This window comes from Bradyrhizobium sp. Mp19 (genome assembly GCF_029952935.1).
Lineage (GTDB): Bacteria > Pseudomonadota > Alphaproteobacteria > Rhizobiales > Xanthobacteraceae > Bradyrhizobium > Bradyrhizobium elkanii.
The window spans coordinates 294,612-315,519 of sequence record NZ_JASAUT010000001.1 but is presented as its reverse complement, the minus strand read 5'-3'; the positions used below and the strand labels follow the sequence as shown (position 1 = coordinate 315,519).

Annotated in this window: 19 protein-coding genes; 5 read left to right on the top strand and 14 right to left on the bottom strand. The window is 64.1% G+C overall.

The genetic code is table 11. The features are described 5' to 3' along the window. Nucleotides 1-2 precede the first annotated feature (2 nt). From urtB (QJT82_RS01430) to hutI, 7 genes are all read right to left on the bottom strand, one after another. The gene (gene urtB / locus QJT82_RS01430) at nt 3-872 is read right to left on the bottom strand and encodes an urea ABC transporter permease subunit UrtB (RefSeq protein ID WP_028345137.1); all 870 of its coding nucleotides are present in this window, start codon (nt 870-872) and stop codon (nt 3-5) included. Nucleotides 873-1,000: 128 nt separating this feature from the next. Continuing rightward, complete coding sequence (locus QJT82_RS01425) at nt 1,001-2,251, bottom strand: transporter substrate-binding domain-containing protein (RefSeq protein ID WP_035634274.1); 1,251 nt, start codon at nt 2,249-2,251, stop codon at nt 1,001-1,003. A gap of 128 nt (nt 2,252-2,379) precedes the next feature. Beyond that, complete coding sequence (locus QJT82_RS01420) at nt 2,380-3,021, bottom strand: ANTAR domain-containing protein (protein ID WP_016845707.1); 642 nt, start codon at nt 3,019-3,021, stop codon at nt 2,380-2,382. After that, the gene (locus QJT82_RS01415; RefSeq protein ID WP_035634392.1) at nt 3,018-4,172 is read right to left on the bottom strand and encodes a transporter substrate-binding domain-containing protein; all 1,155 of its coding nucleotides are present in this window, start codon (nt 4,170-4,172) and stop codon (nt 3,018-3,020) included. Before QJT82_RS01415 ends, QJT82_RS01420 begins: the two co-directional genes overlap by 4 nt. A gap of 374 nt (nt 4,173-4,546) precedes the next feature. Beyond that, nucleotides 4,547-6,214: a urocanate hydratase gene (gene hutU / locus QJT82_RS01410; protein WP_028345140.1), complete on the bottom strand. Its 1,668-nt coding sequence runs from the start codon at nt 6,212-6,214 to the stop codon at nt 4,547-4,549. An 18-nt stretch (nt 6,215-6,232) separates the two neighbouring features. Further along, nucleotides 6,233-7,792 (bottom strand): histidine ammonia-lyase, encoded by a 1,560-nt coding sequence (gene hutH, locus QJT82_RS01405; RefSeq protein ID WP_028345141.1) that lies wholly within the window; start codon nt 7,790-7,792, stop codon nt 6,233-6,235. Next, entirely contained in the window at nt 7,789-9,003 is a 1,215-nt protein-coding gene (hutI, locus tag QJT82_RS01400; RefSeq protein WP_028345142.1) for an imidazolonepropionase, read from the bottom strand. Before hutI ends, hutH begins: the two co-directional genes overlap by 4 nt. Nucleotides 9,004-9,088: 85 nt before the next feature. Here hutI and QJT82_RS01395 point away from each other — a divergent pair, with 85 nt between their 5' ends. The 5 genes from QJT82_RS01395 (at nt 9,089) to QJT82_RS01375 (ending at nt 13,900) form a co-directional block, all read left to right on the top strand. Next, nucleotides 9,089-10,447: a formimidoylglutamate deiminase gene (locus tag QJT82_RS01395; RefSeq protein WP_028345143.1), complete on the top strand. Its 1,359-nt coding sequence runs from the start codon at nt 9,089-9,091 to the stop codon at nt 10,445-10,447. Further along, nucleotides 10,444-11,187: a histidine utilization repressor gene (hutC, locus tag QJT82_RS01390; protein WP_028345144.1), complete on the top strand. Its 744-nt coding sequence runs from the start codon at nt 10,444-10,446 to the stop codon at nt 11,185-11,187. The genes QJT82_RS01395 and hutC overlap by 4 nt, the downstream gene beginning before the upstream one ends. A gap of 134 nt (nt 11,188-11,321) precedes the next feature. Further along, nucleotides 11,322-12,266, top strand: a complete 945-nt coding sequence (locus tag QJT82_RS01385; protein ID WP_028345145.1) for an ABC transporter substrate-binding protein — start codon at nt 11,322-11,324, stop codon at nt 12,264-12,266. Nucleotides 12,267-12,344: 78 nt separating this feature from the next. Further along, the gene (locus tag QJT82_RS01380) at nt 12,345-13,118 is read left to right on the top strand and encodes an ABC transporter permease (protein WP_028345146.1); all 774 of its coding nucleotides are present in this window, start codon (nt 12,345-12,347) and stop codon (nt 13,116-13,118) included. Next, a complete protein-coding gene (locus QJT82_RS01375) occupies nt 13,115-13,900 on the top strand; it encodes an ABC transporter ATP-binding protein (RefSeq protein WP_028345147.1) in 786 nt (261 codons plus the stop codon). Before QJT82_RS01380 ends, QJT82_RS01375 begins: the two co-directional genes overlap by 4 nt. Nucleotides 13,901-13,982: 82 nt before the next feature. On the opposite strand, the gene QJT82_RS01370 is transcribed toward QJT82_RS01375, so the two are convergent. The 7 genes from QJT82_RS01370 to urtA all read right to left on the bottom strand — a co-directional run bounded on the left by QJT82_RS01370 (nt 13,983) and on the right by urtA (nt 20,851). Beyond that, nucleotides 13,983-14,330: a zinc ribbon domain-containing protein gene (locus QJT82_RS01370; protein ID WP_028345148.1), complete on the bottom strand. Its 348-nt coding sequence runs from the start codon at nt 14,328-14,330 to the stop codon at nt 13,983-13,985. Between the two features lie 100 nt (nt 14,331-14,430). After that, entirely contained in the window at nt 14,431-15,660 is a 1,230-nt protein-coding gene (gene fmdA, locus QJT82_RS01365) for a formamidase (RefSeq protein ID WP_028345149.1), read from the bottom strand. A 25-nt stretch (nt 15,661-15,685) separates the two neighbouring features. After that, on the bottom strand, nt 15,686-16,375 hold the full coding sequence (urtE, locus tag QJT82_RS01360; protein ID WP_028345150.1) for an urea ABC transporter ATP-binding subunit UrtE: 690 nt from the start codon (nt 16,373-16,375) through the stop codon (nt 15,686-15,688). A gap of 198 nt (nt 16,376-16,573) precedes the next feature. Next, nucleotides 16,574-17,329 carry an urea ABC transporter ATP-binding protein UrtD gene (gene urtD, locus QJT82_RS01355; protein WP_028345151.1) on the bottom strand — a complete coding sequence of 252 codons (756 nt, stop codon included), beginning with the start codon at nt 17,327-17,329 and terminating at the stop codon, nt 16,574-16,576. Between the two features lie 12 nt (nt 17,330-17,341). Further along, nucleotides 17,342-18,478, bottom strand: a complete 1,137-nt coding sequence (urtC, locus tag QJT82_RS01350) for an urea ABC transporter permease subunit UrtC (RefSeq protein ID WP_028345152.1) — start codon at nt 18,476-18,478, stop codon at nt 17,342-17,344. 17 nt (nt 18,479-18,495) lie between these two features. Beyond that, nucleotides 18,496-19,422, bottom strand: coding sequence for an urea ABC transporter permease subunit UrtB (gene urtB, locus QJT82_RS01345; protein ID WP_028345153.1), 927 nt, complete (start codon nt 19,420-19,422; stop codon nt 18,496-18,498). A 166-nt stretch (nt 19,423-19,588) separates the two neighbouring features. Further along, entirely contained in the window at nt 19,589-20,851 is a 1,263-nt protein-coding gene (gene urtA / locus QJT82_RS01340) for an urea ABC transporter substrate-binding protein (RefSeq protein ID WP_028345154.1), read from the bottom strand. Nucleotides 20,852-20,908: the final 57 nt, after the last annotated feature.

Sequence of the window (20,908 nt, the reverse complement as noted above, 5' to 3'; positions counted from 1 at the left end):
TCTCAGGCCCGCACTCGTGCGGTGAAAAGCCCCTCGGGGCGGAAACGGATGAGCACGACGATGGCGAGCAGCACGATCGCCTTGGCCACCGTGTCGTTCTGAAGGAAGGCAATGCCGCCGGAGAGCTCGCCGAGGATGAAGGCGCTCGCCACGGTCCCGGCCAGGCTCTGCACGCCGCCGAGGACGACCACCATGAAAGCATCGACCACATAGCCGGTGCCCATATCGGGCGAGACGCTCTTGAGCGGCGACACCAGCGCGCCGGCCAGTCCCGCCAGTCCCGCGCCATAGGCGAAAGTCAGCGCATAGACCCGTTTCGCGTTGATGCCGAACGAGGCGGCGACGGAACGGTCCTGGATGATCGCGCGCAACTTCATTCCGACCGTGGTGCGGTTCATCAGCAGCCAGGTCGCGACGAACAGTGCGATCGACACCACGAACAGGAACACCCGATAGGACGATACCGAGATGCCGAACACGTCCATGCTGTCTGACAGCGCCGGCGGCAGCTGCACGTAGCGCAGTTCGCTGCCGACCATCAGCCGCACCGCCTGCTGCAGCATGATGCCGACGCCCCAGGTCGCAAGAATCGTGTCCAGCGGTCGGTTGTTGAGCAGGCTCAGGACATAACGCTCGATGACCCAGCCGAACGCGGCGACCACGAGGAAGATCGGCACCAGGCTCGCCAGCAGGCCGAGCCCGAGATAAGTATGGAACACCCAGGCCGCGTAGGCGCCGAGCATCACGAACTCGCCATGGGCGAGATTGATGATGCCCATCGAGCCGTAGATGATCGACAGGCCCAGCGCGACCAGCAGCAGGATAGATCCGATGCTGAGGCCGGTGACGATTTGTTCGATGAATTGGTCCACGTCGGGATCCGCTTTCGATGTTCGTTTTGTGCGCCCTGCCCCTCGCACCCGTTCGTGCGAGAGGCCGCATTCGTTCGGGACACTGGCCGCCGGCGCCGCACGCCGACGGCCTTCGTCAGCCCCCGTCGTCAGCTCTTCTCGACCAGGCCCTTCTCGGTGCATGACTGCCCGGGATAGGCCGCGTAAGGCACCGGCTTCAGCCACTCCTTGGCCTCGACCAGAATCTCGAACTGTCCGTTCGACTTCGCCTGCGCGATCTTGGGCCACAGCCAGGTGTGCAGGTTCTCCGGCTCGATCCGGACCTTGCCCTGCGGTGCAATCACTTCCTGGCCCTTGACCGCGTCGCGGATATTCGGCGGTGTGAGGTCGCTGGTCGCGAGCTTCTCGACCGCCTGCTTGAACAGGTAGGTCTGGAAGTAGCAGGCCTCCGACACGAAATGCGTCACCTTGTCGGCGCCCCAGCGCTTCTTGTAGGCCTCGACGAACTTCTCGTTCTCCGGCGACTTGTGCACCATGAAGTAAGGCGCCGAGGTGAAGTGACCGGCGGCCGCCTCGCCGCCCATCGCAGCGACTTCGTTCTCGGAGGTCGTCAGGCTCGCCATCGGCATCTTCTCGGGATCGAGGCCGGCCGCCTTGTACTGACGATGCAGCGCGACCACGGAATCGCCGACCACGGTGGAGAAGATCACGTTCGGCTGCGTCGCGCGGATCTTGTTGATGACGGAAGAGAATTCGGAATGGCCGAGCGGCACATATTCTTCCGCCACAACCTCGCCGCCGAGTTTCTCAAGCAGCTTCTTGCAGTAGTTGTTTTCTTCCTTCGGATAGATGTAGTTGGAGCCGATCAGGTAGAACTTCTTGCCGAACTTCTTGACCAGCCAGGGCACGAACTCGTCCTGCTGCTGGTTCGGCACCGCGCCGGTGTAGATGACGTTCTTCGAGCACTCGCGGCCTTCATAGAGCGTCGGATACCAATAGAGATTGTTCTGCCGCTCGAACACCGGGAGCACCGCCTTGCGGCTCGCCGAGGTGTAGGAGCCGAACACACTGACGCATTTGTCGCCGACGACGAGCTTGCGGGCCTTCTCCGAGAAGGTCGCCGGATCGGACGCGGGGTCCTCGACGATCGGCACGATCTTGCTGCCCTTGATGCCGCCTGCGGCGTTGATCTCCTCGATGGCGAGCAGCGTCGCCTTGTTGAGCGATTCCTCGATGATCGCGGTCGTTCCGGTCAGCGAGAACAGCACGCCGACCTTGATCTCGCCGCCGGCGGCGTAAGCGAGGTCGGCGTTCTTGATCCAGATGTGCGGCAGTCCGGCGCCGGCAAACGCGCCAAGCGCCGCGGTATTCCTCAGCAAAGTCCGCCGTGAAATGCTCATCCCTAGCTCCCTTCAGGACTGAAAAAACAAAAAAGCCCTCCCGATGCGCGCTTACGCGAGCATTGGGAGGGCTTTGTTGCCGGTTGTGTCGAAAGCGGCGCTGTCGCCGCCGGCCCCGCTATTGGGGCTTACTGTTGATGATCGTAGCCAAGCAGTTCGAACGAGTCAACAATCGCCGCGGCGACTGCACTTGCCGACACGCGACGATCCATCGCCTGTCGTCTGATGAAGCCATAGGCCTCGGTTTCCGGCATCTGCCGCGTCGCCATCAGGATCGCCTTGGCGCGCTCCACCGTGCGCATCGAGCGCAGATTGTCGTCGAGCTTCTCGATCTTGCTGCGAAGCCGCCGTTCATAACCAAATTGACTGCGCGCCAGCACGAGGCTGGACAGCACTGCATTCTGCGTGAACGGCCGCGGCAGAACGGCGTTCGGCGTCGCATGACACAGCGCATCGGCGTGAACGGTTTCCGTCGCCGGCAGGATCACAACCAGCGCCGAGCGCGCATCGCCGGGAATCCATGGCAGGCGCCGCGCCAGGTCAGGAGAATATTCGCAGTACACTACGTCGGCATCGGCCGGCACGCTCTCCGGCATCGGCCAGACCTGCCGCACCCGCATCCGGAACCGCTGCAACTCGCGCAGCAACATGCCGACCTGATCGTCGACCGGCGCGACCACCACCGCCGACAGATCGGCAAGTTCCTGAACCATGGTCTTGCGTCCGCCGACGTCTCGGCTCAGCGACGGCTTACGCGACATTTCGTTCATTGGACGGTTCCTGTTTGCGTTGCACGACCATATCCGATCAGGAACGGATCCGCATGCACCGGCTCCTTCGACTGGCTGACGACATCGAACTGCCCTTGGCGGTTGGCGCGCCCGATGCGGGTCCAGAGGTCGGTATGACCCGACATCGGGTTGACGGTGACCGCACCTTGCGGTGCATCAAAGCTGGTGCCGAACACCATCGAGCGGAGCACTTCAGTGTCGAGCGAATTGACCTGCTCAAGCGCTTTGGCAAACAGATGCAGCTGGAAGTACGACGCCTCGGCGCACATGTTGGTCGAGATATCGGCGCCGAACCGCTTCTTGAAGCGCTGCACAAACGCATTGTTGGCGCTACCCTCGACGCCCTGGAAGTACGATGCCGCCGTGACATGTCCCTCGCCGACGTCGAAGCCCATGGCGGCGATTTCGGCTTCCGTCGTGGTCAGGCTGGCGATCGGCACCTGTCTTGGATCGAGCCCGACATTGGCATAGGCCTGATAGAGGAACACCGTGCCCTCGCCAACGACGGTCGAGAAGATCACGTCGGGCCTGACACGCTTGATATCCTGGATGATCGGCACAAAATCCTGCCAGCGCGCATAGACATTGACATAGCGCTCGCCAACGACCGAGCCGCCATTGCTCTTGAGCAGCTCCCGCATCACCCGGTTGGACTCGCGCGGATAGATGTAGTCCGACCCCACGAAGTAGAACCGCGTTCCGAACGTATCCATCAAATAGCGGCACAGCGCGAGGCTGTTCTGGTTGGGCGAGGCGCCGGTGTAGATGACGTTGGGCGACGCCTCGAACCCTTCGTAAAGCGTCGGATACCAGAGCAGACCGTTCAGCCGTTCGACCACCGGCAACACCGCCTTGCGGCTCGACGAGGTGTAGCAGCCGAAGATCGTGCTGACCTGATCTTCGATCATCAGCCGCTTGGCGTAATGGCCATAGGCAGCCGAGTCCGATCCGGGGTCATAGGCAACGGGAACCAGCTCACGGCCGCAGACGCCGCCCGCTTCATTCACCTCTTCGATCGCGAGTTGCGTGCCCTGATACTGGGTCTCCTCGATGACCGACATGAAGCCGGTTCGCGAGAACAGTACTCCTATCCGCCACGGAGCGGATGTCGTCTGGGTAAGGTTCGACATGATCAGGCCCTCGACAGAATTGGAGGGACGAGAGGGATTATTGTTCTTGTTGCTCTCGAACAGCATTGCCGGCTGCGGAAGATTGCATGCCATCCGCCGCGAGACAAGGACCCCGGCCGCTCATCCTGTCAGCGAAGCTGACGCGAAAGCAGGCAGACTAATGTGTCACCCGCGACGGATCACAGGTGCAGCGCTCCACGGGCCACCTATCTCCGGTAGCTGCACCACCGATTTCCCGTATCAAGGCATGTCCGGCCGGTCACGTCGCGTACATCAACCGGAAGGTTGAGAGCTGCGACGAGATTGCTCGTTAACCTGCGCCCCGATCGGGAGATGCCGCTGAACCCGCGAACAACTCCCGATCAGGAGTCCCCTCAGCGCAGGCTGGGCAGATCGAGCCCGTTGGCGCGGGCGCACTCGATCGCCGTGTCATAGCCGGCGTCGGCGTGGCGCATGACGCCCGTCGCCGGGTCGTTCCACAGCACACGCTCGAGCCGGCGCGCCGCCTCCGGCGTGCCGTCGGCGACGATCACCATGCCGGCGTGCTGCGAATAGCCGATGCCGACGCCGCCACCGTGATGCAGCGACACCCAGGTGGCGCCGCTCGCGCAGTTGAGCAAAGCATTGAGCAGCGGCCAGTCGGACACCGCGTCGGAGCCGTCGCGCATCGCCTCGGTCTCGCGGTTCGGGCTCGCCACCGAGCCGCTGTCGAGATGATCGCGCCCAATCACGATCGGCGCCTTGAGCTCGCCGCGAGCCACCATCTCGTTGAAGGCAAGGCCAAGCCGATGGCGGTCGCCGAGCCCGACCCAGCAAATTCGCGCCGGCAGCCCCTGAAACTTGATGCGCGCCTTGGCCATGTCGAGCCAGTTGTGCAGATGGCTGTCGTTGGGCATCAGCTCCTTGACCTTGGCATCGGTCCTGAAGATGTCCTCGGGATCGCCCGACAGCGCCGCCCAGCGGAACGGTCCCACGCCGCGACAAAACAGCGGGCGGATATAGGCCGGAACGAAGCCCGGAAAGTCGAACGCCTGCTTCAGGCCCATGTCCTTGGCCATCTGCCGGATGTTGTTGCCGTAATCGAGCGTCGGGATTCCCTGCGCGTGGAAATCCAGCATGGCCTGGACGTGATCGACCATCGAGGTCTTGGCTGCCGTCTCAACGGCCTTCGGCTCGGCCGCGCGCCGCGACTCCCATTCGGCGAGCGTCCACCCCTTGGGCAAATAGCCGTTGATCGGATCATGCGCGCTGGTCTGGTCGGTGACGATGTCGGGCCGCACGCCGCGGCGCACCAGCTCGGGAAAGATCTCGGCTGCATTACCGAGCAGGCCGACCGACACCGGCCTATGGGTCTTGGCCGCTTCGGCAATGATCGTCAGCGCTTCATCGAGCGTCGTCGCCTGGCGGTCGAGATAACCCGTGCGTAGCCGCATCTCGATGCGGCTCGGCTGGCATTCGACCGCGAGCATCGAGGCACCGGCCATGGTCGCGGCCAGTGGCTGGGCGCCGCCCATGCCGCCGAGACCCGCCGTCAGGATCCATTTGCCGGCGAGACTGCCGCCATAATGCCGGCGGCCGACCTCGACGAACGTCTCATAGGTCCCCTGCACGATCCCCTGGCTGCCGATATAGATCCATGAGCCTGCCGTCATCTGGCCGAACATCATCAGGCCCTGCCGGTCGAGCTCGTTGAAATGATCGAGCGTCGCCCAATGCGGCACCAGGTTGGAATTCGCGATCAGGACGCGCGGCGCGTCGGCATGGGTCCGGAAAATGCCGACCGGCTTGCCGGACTGCACCAGCAGCGTCTGGTCGCCTTCGAGCGTGCGCAACGAGGCGGCAATCCGGTCAAAGCTCTCCCAGTCGCGCGCCGCACGGCCGATACCGCCATAGACCACGAGCTCGCTCGGGCGCTCGGCGACATCAGGGTCCAGATTGTTCATCAGCATGCGCAGCGGTGCTTCCGTCAGCCAGCTCTTGGCGCTGATGTCGGTGCCGCGGGGTGCACGGATGATGCGTTCGTTATCCAGTCGGCGGTTCATGACGGATGTCCCTGTCGGCTAAGCAAGTTTTGGAAATGGATCGCTCGGAAGCACCGCGATCGCAGCAGCGGGCAACGCGTCGGCTTCGATCAGCGATGCGGCCCGCGCGAGATCGTCGGCCATGTAGCGGTCGGCGGCGAGTGCGGGAACGTGCTGCCGCAGCACGGCAATGACCGCCGCGAGCGGTGCGCTGGTCGCATGCGGCGCGCGCAGCGTGATGCCCTGAGCCGCGACCAGCAGCTCTATGCCGAGGATGGCGGCGAGATTGTCGGCCATGTCCGACAGCCGGCGCGCGGCATGGGCGGCCATCGAGACGTGATCTTCCTGATTGGCGCTGGTCGGCGTGGAGTCTATCGAGCAAGGCAACGCACGCTGCTTGTTCTCGGCATAGAGCGCCGCCGCCGTCACCTCGGCGATCATGAACCCGGAATTGATGCCGGGCTCGGGCGTCAGGAACGGCGGCAGGCCGAAGTTCAAGGCGGGATCGACGAGGGTCGCGATCCGGCGCTCGCTGGTCGCGCCGATCTCTGCGAGCGCCAGCGCGATCTGGTCGGCGGCGAACGCCACCGGCTCAGCGTGGAAATTGCCGCCTGACACGATCTCGCCGGTCTCCACCAGCACCAGCGGGTTGTCCGTCACGGCATTGGCCTCAATCGTCAGCCCGCGCGCGGCCTGCGTGAGCAGGTCGAGCACGGCACCCGCAACCTGCGGCTGGCAGCGCAGGCAATATGGATCCTGCACGCGCTCGTCGCCCTCGAGATGGGATTGCCTGATGTCGCTGCCGTCGAGCAGTGCGGTCAAGGCAGCGGCCGCGGCGATCTGCCCATCATGGCCGCGCAAGGATTGAATCTCTGGGCGAAACGGCACCGTGGAGGCCATCGCCGCATCGACCGACAACGCACCGGTCACCAGCGCGGCACACGCCAGGCGATGCGCACGCAGCAGGCCGGAGATGGCATAGGCGGTGGAAAACTGCGTGCCGTTGATCAGCGCGAGTCCCTCCTTGGGACCGAGCGTCAGCGGCGCGAGGCCGGCAGCCGCAAGCGCTTCGCGGCCCGGCACGATCTTGCCATCAAGGAATGCCTGCCCCTCCCCGATCATGACCGCGGTCATATGAGCGAGCGGCGCCAGATCGCCGGAGGCACCGACCGAGCCCTGCTGCGGCACCAGCGGAGTGACGCCGCGCGCCAGCATGCCCTGCAACTGCTCGATCACCTCGCGGCGCACACCGGATGCGCCGCGACCGAGCGAAATCACTTTCAACGCCATCATCAGGCGCACGATCGGCTCGGGCGTGTTCGGGCCGACTCCGCAGCAATGCGACAGGATGAGGTTGCGCTGAAGCAGCGCAGTCTGGTCGGGCGCGATGCGCGTCGATGCCAACTTCCCGAAGCCGGTATTGATGCCGTACACGGGAATGTCGATGCGCGCGGCCTTCGCCACGATCTCCGCGGCCGCCTCGACGCGCGGCCAGCACGATGGATCGAGCACGATGGGCGCGCCGTCGAGCACGCGCGCCAGGACGTCGAGGCCGACCGTTCCGGGCGTCACGACGACAGGTGCATCCCGATCGTTCATTGCCCCCTCCACACCCGGCTGTGCAGCGGGTTGAAGCCGATGCGGTAGACCAGTTCGGCCGGACGCTCGATGTCCCAGATCGCCAGATCGCACCACTTGCCGGCCTCTAACGTGCCGGTCTCGGCGAGCGCGCCGAGCGCACGCGCGCCTTCCCGCGTCACCCCTGTGAGGCATTCGGCGACCGTCATCCGGAACAGCGTTGCACCCATGTTCATCGCCAGCAGCAGCGAGGTGAGCGGCGAGCTGCCCGGATTGCAATCGGTCGCCAGCGCCATGTTCACACCGTGGCTACGAAACAGCTCGACCGGCGGCTTGTGCGTCTCACGAATGAAATAGAACGCGCCGGGCAGCAGGACCGCGACGGTGCCGGCCTTCGCCATCGCCACGGCGCCAGCTTCGTCGGTGTGCTCGAGATGATCGGCTGAGAGTGCCGAAAATCTTGCGGCCAGCGCCGCGCCGCCGAGATTGGACAGCTGATCCGCATGCAGCTTGACGGGCAGTCCCAAAGCGCGCGCCGCCTCGAACACCCGTGCCGTCTGCTCTCCGGAAAACGCGATCCCCTCCATGAAGCCGTCGACGGCATCGGCAAGGCCGGCCTTGGCCACGGCCGGCAGCATCTCGTTGCAGACCAGATCGATGTAACCGTCCTTGTCGCCATTGGCCTCCAGCGGCAGCGCATGCGCTCCGAGGAACGACGTGCGGATCGCAACCTGCCGCAGGCGGGCGAGGCTGCGTGCCGCCGCAAGCTGCCGCATCTCGGTCTCGGCATTGAGGCCATAGCCGGACTTGATCTCGACGGTGGTTGCACCCTCGCCGATCAGCGCGTCGAGCCGCGGCAGCGCGCCGGCGACAAGCTCGGCCTCGGTCGCGCTGCGTGTCGCCGCGACGGTCGAGACGATGCCGCCGCCGGCGCGCGCGATCTCCTCATAGCTTGCGCCTTTCAGGCGCAGCTCGAACTCGTGCGCGCGGTTGCCGCCGAAGACGAGATGGGTGTGGCAATCGACGAGGCCAGGCGTGATCCAGCGGCCGGCGCAATCGATCCGTTCAACGGCGTCCGCATCCACAGGAAAATCCGACTGCACGCCGGCATAGACGATGCGGCCTTCACGCGCCGCGATCACGCCCCGCTCGATCTCGCCGAGATCGGTGCGGTCGATGCGCATCGTGGCGAGCCGGGCGTTGTGCCAGATACGGTCGAAGCGCTCTGCCATGCGATCGTCCCCTCGATGTGGGATGCTTGACTTATATGTCTAGACATATAATCGTGTCCGGGTTCTGTCCAGCCGGCGTGGAAAAATGACACGACTGCATTTCGCATTCGCGCTGCTGCCTTCGGGCTGGGCCAATGACGTGCAGGTCGTCGTTGTCGATGGCGCGATCGCCTCGGTGACGGCGGGCGTCGCGCCTGCCGCCGGCGACGAACGTCACCAACTGGCGGTTCCGGGATTGGCGAGCCTGCACAGCCACGCCTTTCAGCGCGGCATGGCCGGCCTCGCCGAACTGCGCGGCGACACGACCGATACGTTCTGGACCTGGCGCGAGACGATGTATCGCTTCGCGCTGACCATGACACCGGACGACGTCGCCGCCGTTGCCACCCTGCTCTATGTCGAGATGCTCGAGCGCGGCTTTACCCGCGTCGGCGAGTTCCACTATCTGCACCATGATCGCGACGGCGCGCCCTACGCCAATCCCGCCGAGATGGCCGTGCGCATCACAGAGGCCGCCAGCGCCTCCGGCATCGGGCTCACGCTGCTGCCGAGTTTCTATGCCCACAGCACATTCGGCGGCGCCGCACCGCATGCCGGGCAGCGCCGCTTCATTTGCTCGGTCGATCAGTTCGCCGCGCTGATGACTGCCTCGCGCGAGGCAATCCGAGATCTACCCGGCGCCAACATCGGCATCGCTCCGCATAGCCTGCGGGCAGTAGCACCCGACGAGCTCGCAGCGATCATTCCGCTTGCCAAGGCGGACCCGATCCACGTCCACGCCGCCGAACAGGTGCGCGAGGTCGAGGATTGCCTCGCCTGGTCGGGACAGCGGCCGGTGCAATGGCTGCTCGAACATGCCCCCGTCGATCAACGCTGGTGCCTGATTCACGCGACCCATATGACGGAGCAGGAAGTCACGACGCTCGCCCGCAGTGGCGCGGTTGCCGGCCTTTGCCCCGTCACCGAAGCAAGTCTCGGCGACGGCATCTTTTCCGCGCGCGAATTCCTCGCGGCGGGCGGCCGGTTCGGCATCGGAACCGATTCCAACGTGCTGGTCGGGGTCGCCGACGAGCTGCGTCAGCTCGAATACGGCCAGCGGCTGAAACACCACGAGCGCAACGTGCTCTCGGGGCGTCCCGGCGCATCCACCGGCCGCGCCCTGTTCGACCACGCACTCGCTGGCGGCGCGCAGGCCCTGGCGCAGACCAATGTCGGGCTCGTGCCCGGCGCGCGCGCCGACATCGTCACCCTCGACACCGCGCATCCGTCGCTGGCGGGACGGTCGGGCGATGCGGTTCTCGATGGCTGGCTGTTTGCGACTGGCAGCGACGCGATCGATTGCGTCTGGGCCGGCGGCGACAAGGTGGTCGCGGGCGGACGGCACCGGCTGCGCGACAAGGCGCGCGAGCGGTTCAATGCAAGCGTGCGGAGGCTCGTCGCATGAGTCTCGCCTCCGACCAGGCCAAGCCGAATGCGGCCGGCAAGCCGACGCTCTACAAGCGCATCCGGCTCGACATCGAGACCCGGATCCTGACCGGCGAATGGCCGCCCGGGCATCGCATTCCGTTCGAGCACCAGCTGATGGCGCGCTATCGTTGCTCGCGCATGACGGTGAACAAGGCGTTGTCGGAACTGGCGCAGGCCGATTTGATCGAGCGGCGGCGCCGTGCCGGCACCTTCGTGCGCCGTCCGCAGCATCTGTCGGCGGTGCTCAAGATCGCCGACATCCGCGCCGAGATCACCGCGCTCGGCCGCAGCTATGGCTATCAGCTGATCGATTGCCGGCGCCGTACCGCGACATCAGCCGACCGCGCCCGGCTCGGCATGGACAAGGCCGGCAAGGTGATCGCGATCACCTGCCGGCACAGCGCCGACAACGTGCCGTTCGCCGTCGAGGACAGGCTGATCGATCTCTCCACGGTTCCGGAGGCCGCAAACGCGGACTTTGCCCGCGAGCCGCCGGGGTCGTGGCTGCTGCATCATGTGCCGTGGACCGAAGCCGAGCATACCATCAGCGCCGTCGTCGCCGACGATCGCACGGCCGCGGCGCTCGACATCGCGGTCGGCGCGCCCTGTCTCGTGATCGACCGCTACACCTGGCGCAGCGCGCGCACGGTAACGGCGGTGCGGCTGCATTATCCGGGCGAGACGCATCGCCTGGTCGCTCGCTTCAAGGGAGGCTGAGGGCAGCTTGCGCGGCATATTTCATGCAATGCATCATGGGCCATCATCCGCCGGCATGCGTCGTGCGGCAATCCGCCGCGACTGACGTGAAGACATCAACTGGGTTCAATCCATCGTTCAAGGGGTCGACAATCATGCGTTCCTTCAAGCTATTGCCCGCAATCGCAGTGTTGCTCGCGTCCACCGCGGCGTCAGCGGATGACGTCAAGGTCGGCGTCGGCATCTCCGGATGGACCGGCTTCGCGCCCCTGACGCTCGCCAAGGAAGCCGGCATCTTCAAGAAGAACGGCCTCGACGTGACCTTGAAGAAGATCCCGCAGAAGGACCGGCATCTTGCGATCGCCTCGGGCGACATCCAGTGCGCGGCGACGACGGTCGAGACCTGGATCTCCTGGAACGCCAACGGCGTCGCGACCAAGCAGATCTTCCAGCTCGATAAGAGCTATGGCGCCGACGGCATGGCCGTGCGCAACGACGTCGCCGCGATCAAGGACCTCAAGGGCAAGACCGTCGCGGCATCGGCGCCGGGCACCTCGCCCTACTTCGCGCTGGCCTGGATGCTGAAGAAGAACGGCCTCACGGTGAAGGACGTCACCGTGGTGAATCTGGAGCCCGCCGCCGCGGCGCAGGCCTTCGTTTCCGGCCAGAACGATGCCGCGATGACCTACGAGCCCTATCTGTCGACCGTGCGCGCCGCTCCCGACAAGGGCAAGATCATCGCGACCACGCTCGACTATCCGATGGTGATGGATACGTTCGGCTGCACGCCAAAATTCCTGAGCGAGAATCCGAAGGCGGCGCAGGCGCTGGCCGACAGCTATTTCGAGGCGCTCGACATGATCGCCAAGGATCAGGCCAAGTCCTACGAGATCATGGGCGCCGACGTGAAGCAGAGCGGCGAGCAGTTCGGCAACTCGGCAAAGTACCTGCGCTGGCAGGACAAGGCTGCCAACCAGAAATTCTTCGCCGGCGACTTCCTCACCTTCAACAAGGACGCTGCTGAGTTGCTGCTCGAGGTCGGCATCATCAAGGCCGCGCCGAAGGTCGAGGACATCTACGACGCAAGCTTCATCAAGTAACGCAGCAACCATTTCGGCCGGTCCCGCCTTGCGACACAGCGGGCGGGACCGGCGCATAAGATACGCCCGGATCATTTGATGCGTCCTCTCGAGCCCACGACATCGAAGCAGCGCGTGGTCTATGGCCTCGCCTTCTTCGTGCTATTCGTCGCCCTCTGGTCCTGGGCGACGTTCGGCGGCCATGTGTCGAAGACTTTCCTCGCCAACCCGCTGACGATGGTGCAGGAAGGCTATGAGCTGCTCGCCAAGCAAGGCTTTCTGTTCGACATCGGGATGACGATCTGGCGCGTGATCGGCGGGTTTGTGCTTGCTGCCGTCATCGCGGTGCCGCTCGGCGTTCTGATGGGAGCCTACAAGCCAATCGAGGCCTTTCTCGAGCCGTTTGTGTCCTTTGCGCGCTATCTGCCGGCATCCGCCTTCATCCCGCTGCTGATCCTGTGGGCCGGCATCGGCGAGTTGCAGAAGCTGCTGGTGATCTTTATCGGCGCGGTGTTTCAGATCATCCTGATGGTGGCCGTGACCGTCGGTGCCACCAGGCGCGACCTGGTGGAAGCCGCCTACACGCTCGGCGCCCGCGACAGCGGCGTGATCCGCCGCGTGCTGCTGCCATCCGCGGCGCCCGAGATCGCAGAGATCCTTCGACTGGTGCTGGGCTGGGCCTGGACCTACGTCATCGTGGCCGAATTGATCGGCTCATCGTCGGGCATCGGGCACATGATCACCGACAGCCAGGCGCTGCTCAACACCGGCCAAATCATCTTCGGCATCATCGTGATCGGGCTGATCGGCCTGATCTCCGATTTCCTGTTCAAGGCCTTCAACGCCTGGCTGTTCCCGTGGAAGCTCGCATGACCGCGCTCAGGATCGATCAGGTCTCGCGAACCTTCCCCGCCCGCGCCGGCAACGCGCCGACGAGGGCGCTCGAGCCGACCACGCTTGACGTCGGCGACAACGACTTCGTCACCATTCTCGGCCCCTCCGGCTGCGGCAAATCCACCCTGCTCCGGATCATCGCCGGGCTCGACCGGCCGACCAGCGGGCGCGTCACGCTCGACGGGCGTGAGGTCACGGGCCCCGGCGCCGACCGTGGCATGGTGTTCCAGTCCTACACCCTGTTTCCCTGGCTGACGGTGCGCGAGAACATCGCCTTCGGCCTGCGCGAGCGCGGCGTGTCGCAAGCGGAGCGCCATGAGATCGCCGATGCGTTCATTCGCCGGGTCGGGCTATCGGGCTTCGAAAATCACTGGCCCAAGCAGCTGTCGGGCGGCATGCAGCAGCGCACCGCGATCGCCCGCGCGCTAGCCAACGATCCAAAGATCCTGCTGCTCGACGAGCCGTTCGGCGCGCTGGACAACCAAACCCGCGCGCTGATGCAGGAGATGCTGCTCGGGATCTGGGAGCGCGACCAGAAGACGGTGCTGTTCGTCACCCACGACATCGAGGAAGCGATCTTCCTCGGCAGCCGCGTCATCGTCATGAGCGCGCGGCCCGGCCGCATCAAGGCCGAGATCGCGGTCGACCTGCCGCATCCGCGCTCCTACAAGATCAAGACCACGCCTGAATTCGTCGCCCTGAAGGAACGGCTGGTCGAGGAGATCCGCACCGAGGCCTTGAAGGTGGCCGAACAGGCCTGACGATCGGCCGCGCATCTAGAGCCCTTCCCGTTCCGATTCAATTGGAACGGCGAACCGGTATCCACTTCGCTCGAAAACGCTTCTAGTGGCTGATCATCCAGGGCCGCGCGGTCGGAAAGCCCTTGGCGCCGCTCTTGGTCTTGGTCATCAGCCGCGCCGGCTTCTTCTTTCCGGTGGAGCAGCAGCCGCAGCCTGGGCCGTGCGCCGCCTTGTACTGATCGAGCGTCTTCGGCGCGTGCCGGCTCTGCTCATTGGTGGCGTGCGCCTTGCGCTTGTAGGAGGGCATGCAGAAGAACGCCGGCGCAGTCAGGATCACGCGCGGCGACGTCGTCTCGCATTGCGGGCAATCCTGCGGCAGGTCGCATTCCGCCATCGGCCGCATGTCGGTGAACGGACCGCAGTCGTTGCAGAGATATTCGTAGATCGGCATTTCCTTAATCCTTGCGCAGTCGTGTGAAGTCCGGCGATGGATGCGGGGCGGCCAATACGCGGGCCGTCCCGCACCCTTCGCGCAGGGATCACTCAAAGGATCATTTGTCGGGCGAGATCGGCATCTGCACGTCGCCCTTGATATGCTTGATCGGTCCCGCCGACGACGGCATGACGTCGAAGTCGAAGATCTCCGTCGGCAGCCACAACGTGGCGCAGGCATTCGGCACGTCGACCACGCCGGAGATGTGGCCCTGGCACGGCGCGGTGCCGAGGATCGAATAGGCCTGGGCGCCGGAGTACCCGAACTTCTTCAGATATTCGATCGCGTTCAGGCAGGCCTGACGGTAGGCGATGTGGACGTCGAGATAATGCTGCTTGCCGGCCTCGTCGACCGAGATACCCTCGAAGATCAGATAGTCCTTGTAGTTCGGCGTGATCGGCGACGGCTTGAACACGGGGTTCTTGATGCCGTATTTCGAGACGCCGTCCTTGATGACGTCGACCTTGATGTGCAGCCAGCCGGCCATCTCGATCGCACCGCAGAAGGTGATCTCGCCGTCGCCCTGGCTGAAATGCAGATCGCCCATCGAGAGGCCGCCGCCCGGCACATAGACCGGGAAGTAGATCTTCGAGCCGCGCGACAGATCCTTGATGTCGCAATTGCCGCCATGCTCGCGCGGCGGCACGGTACGGGCGCCCTCGAGGCCGATCTTGGCCTTGACGTCGCCCTTGGCCTGGCCGACATGCGCGGTCGGCGCGAACGGCGGGTTGGCGAGGCCCGGCACCCGGGTCGGGTTGGTCGCGATCAGCTCGGCCTCGCGCTTGTTCCAGGCCACCAGCATCTTGGCATCGGGCAAACAGCCGATCAGGCCGGGATGGATCAGGCCGGCGAAGTTGACGCCGGGGACGTGACGCGACGAGGTGTAAAGGCCCTTGATGTCCCAGATCGACTTCTGCGCCAGCGGGAAATGGTCGGTAAGAAAGCCGCCGCCGTTCTGCTTGGAGAAGAAGCCGTTGAAGCCCCACAGGCTCTCCTTCAACGGACCGACGTCGAGCAGGTCGACGACGAGGAGATCGCCGGGCTCGGCGCCCTTGACGCCGATCGGGCCGGACAGGAAGTGCACGATCGACAGATCGATGTCGCGCACGTCGTCGGCGGAATCGTTGTTCTTGATGAAGCCGCCGGTCCAGTCGACGGTCTCTATGATGAAGTCGTCGCCGGGGCTGACCCACTCGACGATCGGAACCTCCGGATGCCAGCGATTGTGGATCTTGTCGTTTTCATAGGCCGACTTGCTGAGATCGACCTTGATCAGTGTATCTGGCATCGCGATGCTCCCCTTCGTTTACTGGTTAAACAGACAAATATTTCGAGATCTGTGCGGCGTCGACGCTGGCGCGCGGATCGTCGCGGACGATCTCGCCGTTCTCGATGACAAGGACGCGGTCGGCGATGTCGAGCGCGAAGCTTAAGACCTGCTCGGAGACGACGATCGATAATCCCCGCTCATCGCGGATCCGCTTCAGGGTGCGCGCCATGTCCTTGATGATCGACGGCTGGATGCCTTCGGTCGGCTCATCGAGCAGCAACACCTTCGGCTTGGTCGCCAGCGCGCGGGCGATCGCGAGCTGCTGCTGTTGCCCGCCCGAGAGATTGCCGCCGCGGCGGCCCTTCATCTCGAGCAGCACCGGAAACAGTTCGTAGATATCGCTGGGCACCTCGGAGCCGCCTGACACCACGAGGCCGGTCTCGATGTTCTCCTTGACAGTCATGGTGGAGAAGATCATGCGGCCCTGCGGTACGTAGGCGAGGCCCTTCGCCACCCGGTCGTAGCTCTTCATCGCGCCGAGCTCGGTGCCGTCCATGGTCACCTTGCCGCTCTTGGCCGGCAGGATGCCCATCAGCGATTTCATCAGCGTGGTCTTGCCCATGCCGTTGCGGCCCATGATCGCGACGATCTCGTTGGGCGCGACCGAGACGTTGAGGCCGTGCAGCACCTCGCTCTGGCCATAGGCGACATGAAGATCATTGATTGCCAGCATCGACAGCTCCTAGAACCGGGCACTGTTCTTCACCTCTCCCCTTGTGGGAGAGGTCGGATCGCATCGCCCGATGCGATCCGGGTGAGGGGTTGCGCTCTCTCTTGGGACCTGAAGGCCCTCACCCGGCGCTGCGCGCCGACCTCTCCCCGACGGGGAGAGGTGAACTGAGTTCGCGGCTCGACCGATCCTGATCATCCGTTAGTGGCCCAAATACACTTCGATGACTTTCGGATCGTTCTTGACGTGCTCCATCGTCCCCTCGGACAGGATCTGTCCCTGGTGCAGCACCGTGACCTTGTGCGCGATGTCCTCGACGAACTTCATGTCGTGCTCGATCACCAGCACCGAACGGTCCTTGATGATGCGGTTGAGCAGCTCGGCGGTCTTGGCGCGCTCGGACACGCTCATGCCGGCGACCGGCTCGTCGAGCATCAAGAGGTCCGGATCCTGGATCAGCAGCATGCCGATCTCGAGCCACTGCTTCTGGCCGTGGCTGAGCTGGTCGGCAAAGGTATTGAGCTTGTCCTTCAGGAAGATCATCTCGGCGACCTCCTCGACCCGCTGCTTGACGGTGTCGTCGCGCTGGAAGGTCAGCGAACCGAACACGGTGCGGCCGCGCGGAAAGGAAATCTCGAGGTTCTCGAACACGGTGAGATCCTCGAACACCGACGGCGTCTGGAACTTGCGCCCCACCCCGGCCTGCACGATCTCGTTCTCACGCAGCCTGGTCAGCTCCTGGCCGCGGAACTGGATCGAGCCTGACGTCGCCCTTGTCTTGCCGCAGATCAGGTCGAGCACCGTGGTCTTGCCGGCGCCGTTCGGGCCGATGATGACGCGGATCTCATTCTCCTCGACATAGAAGGAAAGATCGTTCACGGCCTTGAAGCCGTCAAAGGACACGGTGAGACCGGAGACCGCGAGCAGGAAGTCTTTGGGCTGATGGCCGACGAGCATGATGGTCCCTCCTCACTCGGCCGGTGCGCCGTCGGCGATCAGGCCGGCCGCCGATTTCGATTTGCGTGATGCCAACAGTCGATCGATGCGCGGCTGGACGTGGTCAGCCCAGATGCCGGACAGCCCGTTCGGGAAGGCGAGCACGACCGCGATGAATAGCGCGCCGAGACCGAACAGCCAGAGCTGCGGAAAGGACTCCGAGAGGCTGGTCTTGGCGAAATTGACCAACAGCGCGCCCCAGACCGCGCCGAAGATCGACATCCGGCCGCCGACCGCGGTGTAGATCACCATCTCGATCGACGGCACGATGCCGACGAAGGACGGCGACATGAAGCCGACCTCGAGCGTGAACATGGCGCCGCCGATCGCAGCGAACACGGCCGCGGCGCAGAACGCGAAGATCTTGAAGTTGGCGACGCTGTAACCGGAGAAACGCACGCGATCCTCCTGCTCTCTCATCGCCACCAGGATGCGCCCGAGTTTTGTCAGGCGGATGAACTGCGCGGCGCAGATGCAGCCGAACAACAATACCACCTCCACGAAATAGAGGATGTACTTGGCGTGATCGGTCCGGATATCCCAGCCATGCAGCGTTCGCAGATCGGTGATCCCGTTGATGCCGCCTGTGTAGCCCTGCTGGCCCACGATCAGGATGGTCATGATCGCGGCGATCGCCTGCGTGATGATCGCGAAGTAGACGCCACCGACCCGACGCTTGAACATCGCAGCGCCGATAATGAAGGAGAAGATCGCCGGCACCAGAATGATCGCGATCAGCGCCACCGGGAAACTGTGAAATGGCTTCCAGAAGAAGGGCAGCGAGGTGAGCTGGTTCCAGTCCATGAAATCGGGGATACCCGGCGTCGACTGGATCTTGGTGTTCGCGACCGAGGACGCCTCGAGCTTGAGGTACATCGCCATGCAGTAGCCGCCGAGGCCGAAGAACACGCCCTGCCCGAGGCTCAGGATGCCGCCATAGCCCCAGCACAGCACGAGGCCGATCCCGACGAAGGCATAGGTCAAATATTTGGCGACCAGGTTGAGGCGGAAGATATCGAGCGATAGCGGCAGGATGAGAAACAGCAGTACCGCGAGCGCAAGGAAGCCGAGCAGTTCGGAGCGATTGAAAAAGCGCGAGTTGATGATCATGACCAGCCTGCTTGTTCTTATTTGCGGACCTTGAGCGCGAAGAGCCCCTGCGGACGCACCATCAGGATCGCGACGATCGTCAGCAGCGTGATCACCTTGGCCATCGATCCCGACAGGAAGAATTCCAGCGTCGATTGGGTCTGCGAGATCGAGAAGGCGGAGGCGATGGTGCCGAACAGCGAAGCGGCACCGCCGAACACGACGACCAGGAAGGTGTCGACGATGTAGAGCTGGCCGGCGGTCGGTCCGGTCGAGCCGATCATGGTGAAGGCAGAGCCGGCGATCCCGGCGATGCCGCAACCCAGGCCAAAAGTGTAACGATCGACCTTCTCGGTATTGATGCCGACGGCGCCCGCCATCACGCGGTTCTGCACCACGGCGCGTACCTGCTTGCCCCAGCTCGACCAGAACAGCACGTAGGCGACCGCGATCGTGATCAGGATGGTCAGCGCCATCACGAACATGCCGTTGATCGGGATCTGAATGGAGTCGGTCGCCTGCCAGGAGCCCATCATCCATTCCGGCAGTTCGACGCCGACCTCGCGCGCGCCGAAGATCGAGCGATAGGCCTGTTGCAGGATCAGGCTGAGGCCCCAGGTGGCGAGCAGCGTATCGAGCGGGCGCTTGTAGAGATGGCGTATCAGCGCCCATTCGACCAGCATGCCGAGCGCACCGGAGGCGATGAACGCCAGGATCATTGCGATGAAGAAGTAACCGGGGAACAGCCAGGGCGCGGCATGCTGCACCGCGTTCGACGTCATCCAGGTGACGTAGGCGCCGAGGATCATGAACTCGCCATGGGCCATGTTGATGACGCCCATCTGGCCGAAGATGATGGCGAGCCCCAGCGCCATCAGCACATAGACGGAGAACAGGATGAGCCCGGCAAATCCCTGCATCGCAAGGATGGCGCCGAGATCACCGATCGAATAGTCGCCGAACATGATGTCCTCCAGTCCAAGGGGCACGCGCCGCGCGTAGCGGCGCCCGATCGGCGGCGTGGGCGGTGACGTCCACGCCGCGATGCGTTGTGGAGCTTCGTAGCCCGGGTGAGCGGGTGCGATACCCGGGACGGTCCCGCACATCGCTCCGCTCATGCGGGCTACTGGCTCACTGATAACCCTTGGGGAACGGATCCGGCTCGACGAGATCGGCGGTCTCGTAGATCAGCTCATACTGTCCATCGGCCTTGGCGCGCCCGACGCGGGTCTTCGACCACAGATGATGGTTCTCGTGGATCCGGACGTAACCTTCCGGCGCGCCCTTGAACTCGACGCCGGGCGACGCCGCCGCGATCTTGTCGATGTCGAAGGAGCCGGCCTTCTCCACCGTCAACTTCCACAGCCACGGGCCGAGATAGGCAGCCTGGGTGACGTCTCCGATCACGGTCTTCTCGCCCCACATCTTCTTGAAGGCGGGCACGAAGGCCTTGTTGTTCGGATTGTCGAGCGACTGGAAGTACTTCATGCAGGCATAGGCTCCGGCGATGTTCTCGCCGCCGATACCGTCGATCTCGTCCTCGGTGACCGAGATCGTGAGCAGCGTCTGCTTGGACAAGTCGATGCCGGCCGCCTTGAGCTGCTTGTAGAATGCGACGTTGGAGCCGCCGACGATGATCGCGTAGATCACGTCCGGCTTGGTCAGCTTGATCTTGTTGATGACCGAGTTGAACTGGGTCGAGCCGAGCGGGAAGTATTCCTCGCCGACCACCTTGCAGCCTTGCAGATGGTTCTCGATGTGCTTGCGCGCGATCTTGTTCGAGGTGCGCGGCCAGATGTAGTCCGAGCCGAGCAGGTAGAAGCTCTTGGCGCCCTTGGTCTTGTTGACCCAGTCGAGACCGGCGATGATCTGCTGGGTCGCCTCCTGGCCGGTGTAGATGACGTTCTTGGACTGCTCGAGGCCTTCATAGAAGGTCGGGTAGTACAGCATGCCGTTGTACTGCTCGAACACCGGCAGCACCGCCTTGCGCGAGGCCGAGGTCCAGCAGCCCATCACGGCCGCGCATTTGTCGTTGACCAGCAGCTTCTTGGCCTTTTCCGCGAAGGTCGGCCAGTCGCTGGCGCCATCTTCCTGGATGAACTTGATCTTGCGGCCGAGCACCCCGCCGGCGGCGTTGATCTGCTCGATCGCGAGCTTCTCGGCCTCGACCGACCCGGTCTCGGAGATCGCCATGGTGCCGGTCACGGAATGCAGGATGCCAACCGTGACCTCGCTATCGGTGACTGCAAGACCGGTGGTATTGACCGCAGAGGTTGCAGGAACGTCGGCAAATGCGGGACGGCCGAGCATCGACATGGCCGGCAAAGCGGCCATTCCCATCAAGAGCTTGCGGCGGAGCGGAGACGGCAGTCCTGGTTTTGTATCGTCTGACATGAGCACCCCATTGGTTCGAGAACGCTTATTGATGAGGCTAGGATTGCTCACTTTTGT

What these genes read in the sequence shown, in the direction of transcription:
- urtB (WP_028345153.1), bottom strand. Translation starts at nt 19,422, where the DNA reads ATGTTCGGCGACTATTCGATCGGTGATCTCGGCGCCATCCTTGCGATG.
- hutU (WP_028345140.1), bottom strand. Translation starts at nt 6,214, where the DNA reads ATGAACCGCCGACTGGATAACGAACGCATCATCCGTGCACCCCGCGGC.
- QJT82_RS01420 (WP_016845707.1), bottom strand. Translation starts at nt 3,021, where the DNA reads ATGAACGAAATGTCGCGTAAGCCGTCGCTGAGCCGAGACGTCGGCGGA.
- hutH (WP_028345141.1), bottom strand. Translation starts at nt 7,792, where the DNA reads ATGAACGATCGGGATGCACCTGTCGTCGTGACGCCCGGAACGGTCGGC.
- urtE (WP_028345150.1), bottom strand. Translation starts at nt 16,375, where the DNA reads ATGCTGGCAATCAATGATCTTCATGTCGCCTATGGCCAGAGCGAGGTG.
- urtD (WP_028345151.1), bottom strand. Translation starts at nt 17,329, where the DNA reads ATGCTCGTCGGCCATCAGCCCAAAGACTTCCTGCTCGCGGTCTCCGGT.
- urtA (WP_028345154.1), bottom strand. Translation starts at nt 20,851, where the DNA reads ATGTCAGACGATACAAAACCAGGACTGCCGTCTCCGCTCCGCCGCAAG.
- QJT82_RS01370 (WP_028345148.1), bottom strand. Translation starts at nt 14,330, where the DNA reads ATGCCGATCTACGAATATCTCTGCAACGACTGCGGTCCGTTCACCGAC.
- hutC (WP_028345144.1), top strand. Translation starts at nt 10,444, where the DNA reads ATGAGTCTCGCCTCCGACCAGGCCAAGCCGAATGCGGCCGGCAAGCCG.
- QJT82_RS01385 (WP_028345145.1), top strand. Translation starts at nt 11,322, where the DNA reads ATGCGTTCCTTCAAGCTATTGCCCGCAATCGCAGTGTTGCTCGCGTCC.
- hutI (WP_028345142.1), bottom strand. Translation starts at nt 9,003, where the DNA reads ATGGCAGAGCGCTTCGACCGTATCTGGCACAACGCCCGGCTCGCCACG.
- QJT82_RS01395 (WP_028345143.1), top strand. Translation starts at nt 9,089, where the DNA reads ATGACACGACTGCATTTCGCATTCGCGCTGCTGCCTTCGGGCTGGGCC.
- fmdA (WP_028345149.1), bottom strand. Translation starts at nt 15,660, where the DNA reads ATGCCAGATACACTGATCAAGGTCGATCTCAGCAAGTCGGCCTATGAA.
- QJT82_RS01425 (WP_035634274.1), bottom strand. Translation starts at nt 2,251, where the DNA reads ATGAGCATTTCACGGCGGACTTTGCTGAGGAATACCGCGGCGCTTGGC.
- QJT82_RS01415 (WP_035634392.1), bottom strand. Translation starts at nt 4,172, where the DNA reads ATGTCGAACCTTACCCAGACGACATCCGCTCCGTGGCGGATAGGAGTA.
- QJT82_RS01375 (WP_028345147.1), top strand. Translation starts at nt 13,115, where the DNA reads ATGACCGCGCTCAGGATCGATCAGGTCTCGCGAACCTTCCCCGCCCGC.
- urtC (WP_028345152.1), bottom strand. Translation starts at nt 18,478, where the DNA reads ATGATCATCAACTCGCGCTTTTTCAATCGCTCCGAACTGCTCGGCTTC.
- QJT82_RS01380 (WP_028345146.1), top strand. Translation starts at nt 12,345, where the DNA reads ATGCGTCCTCTCGAGCCCACGACATCGAAGCAGCGCGTGGTCTATGGC.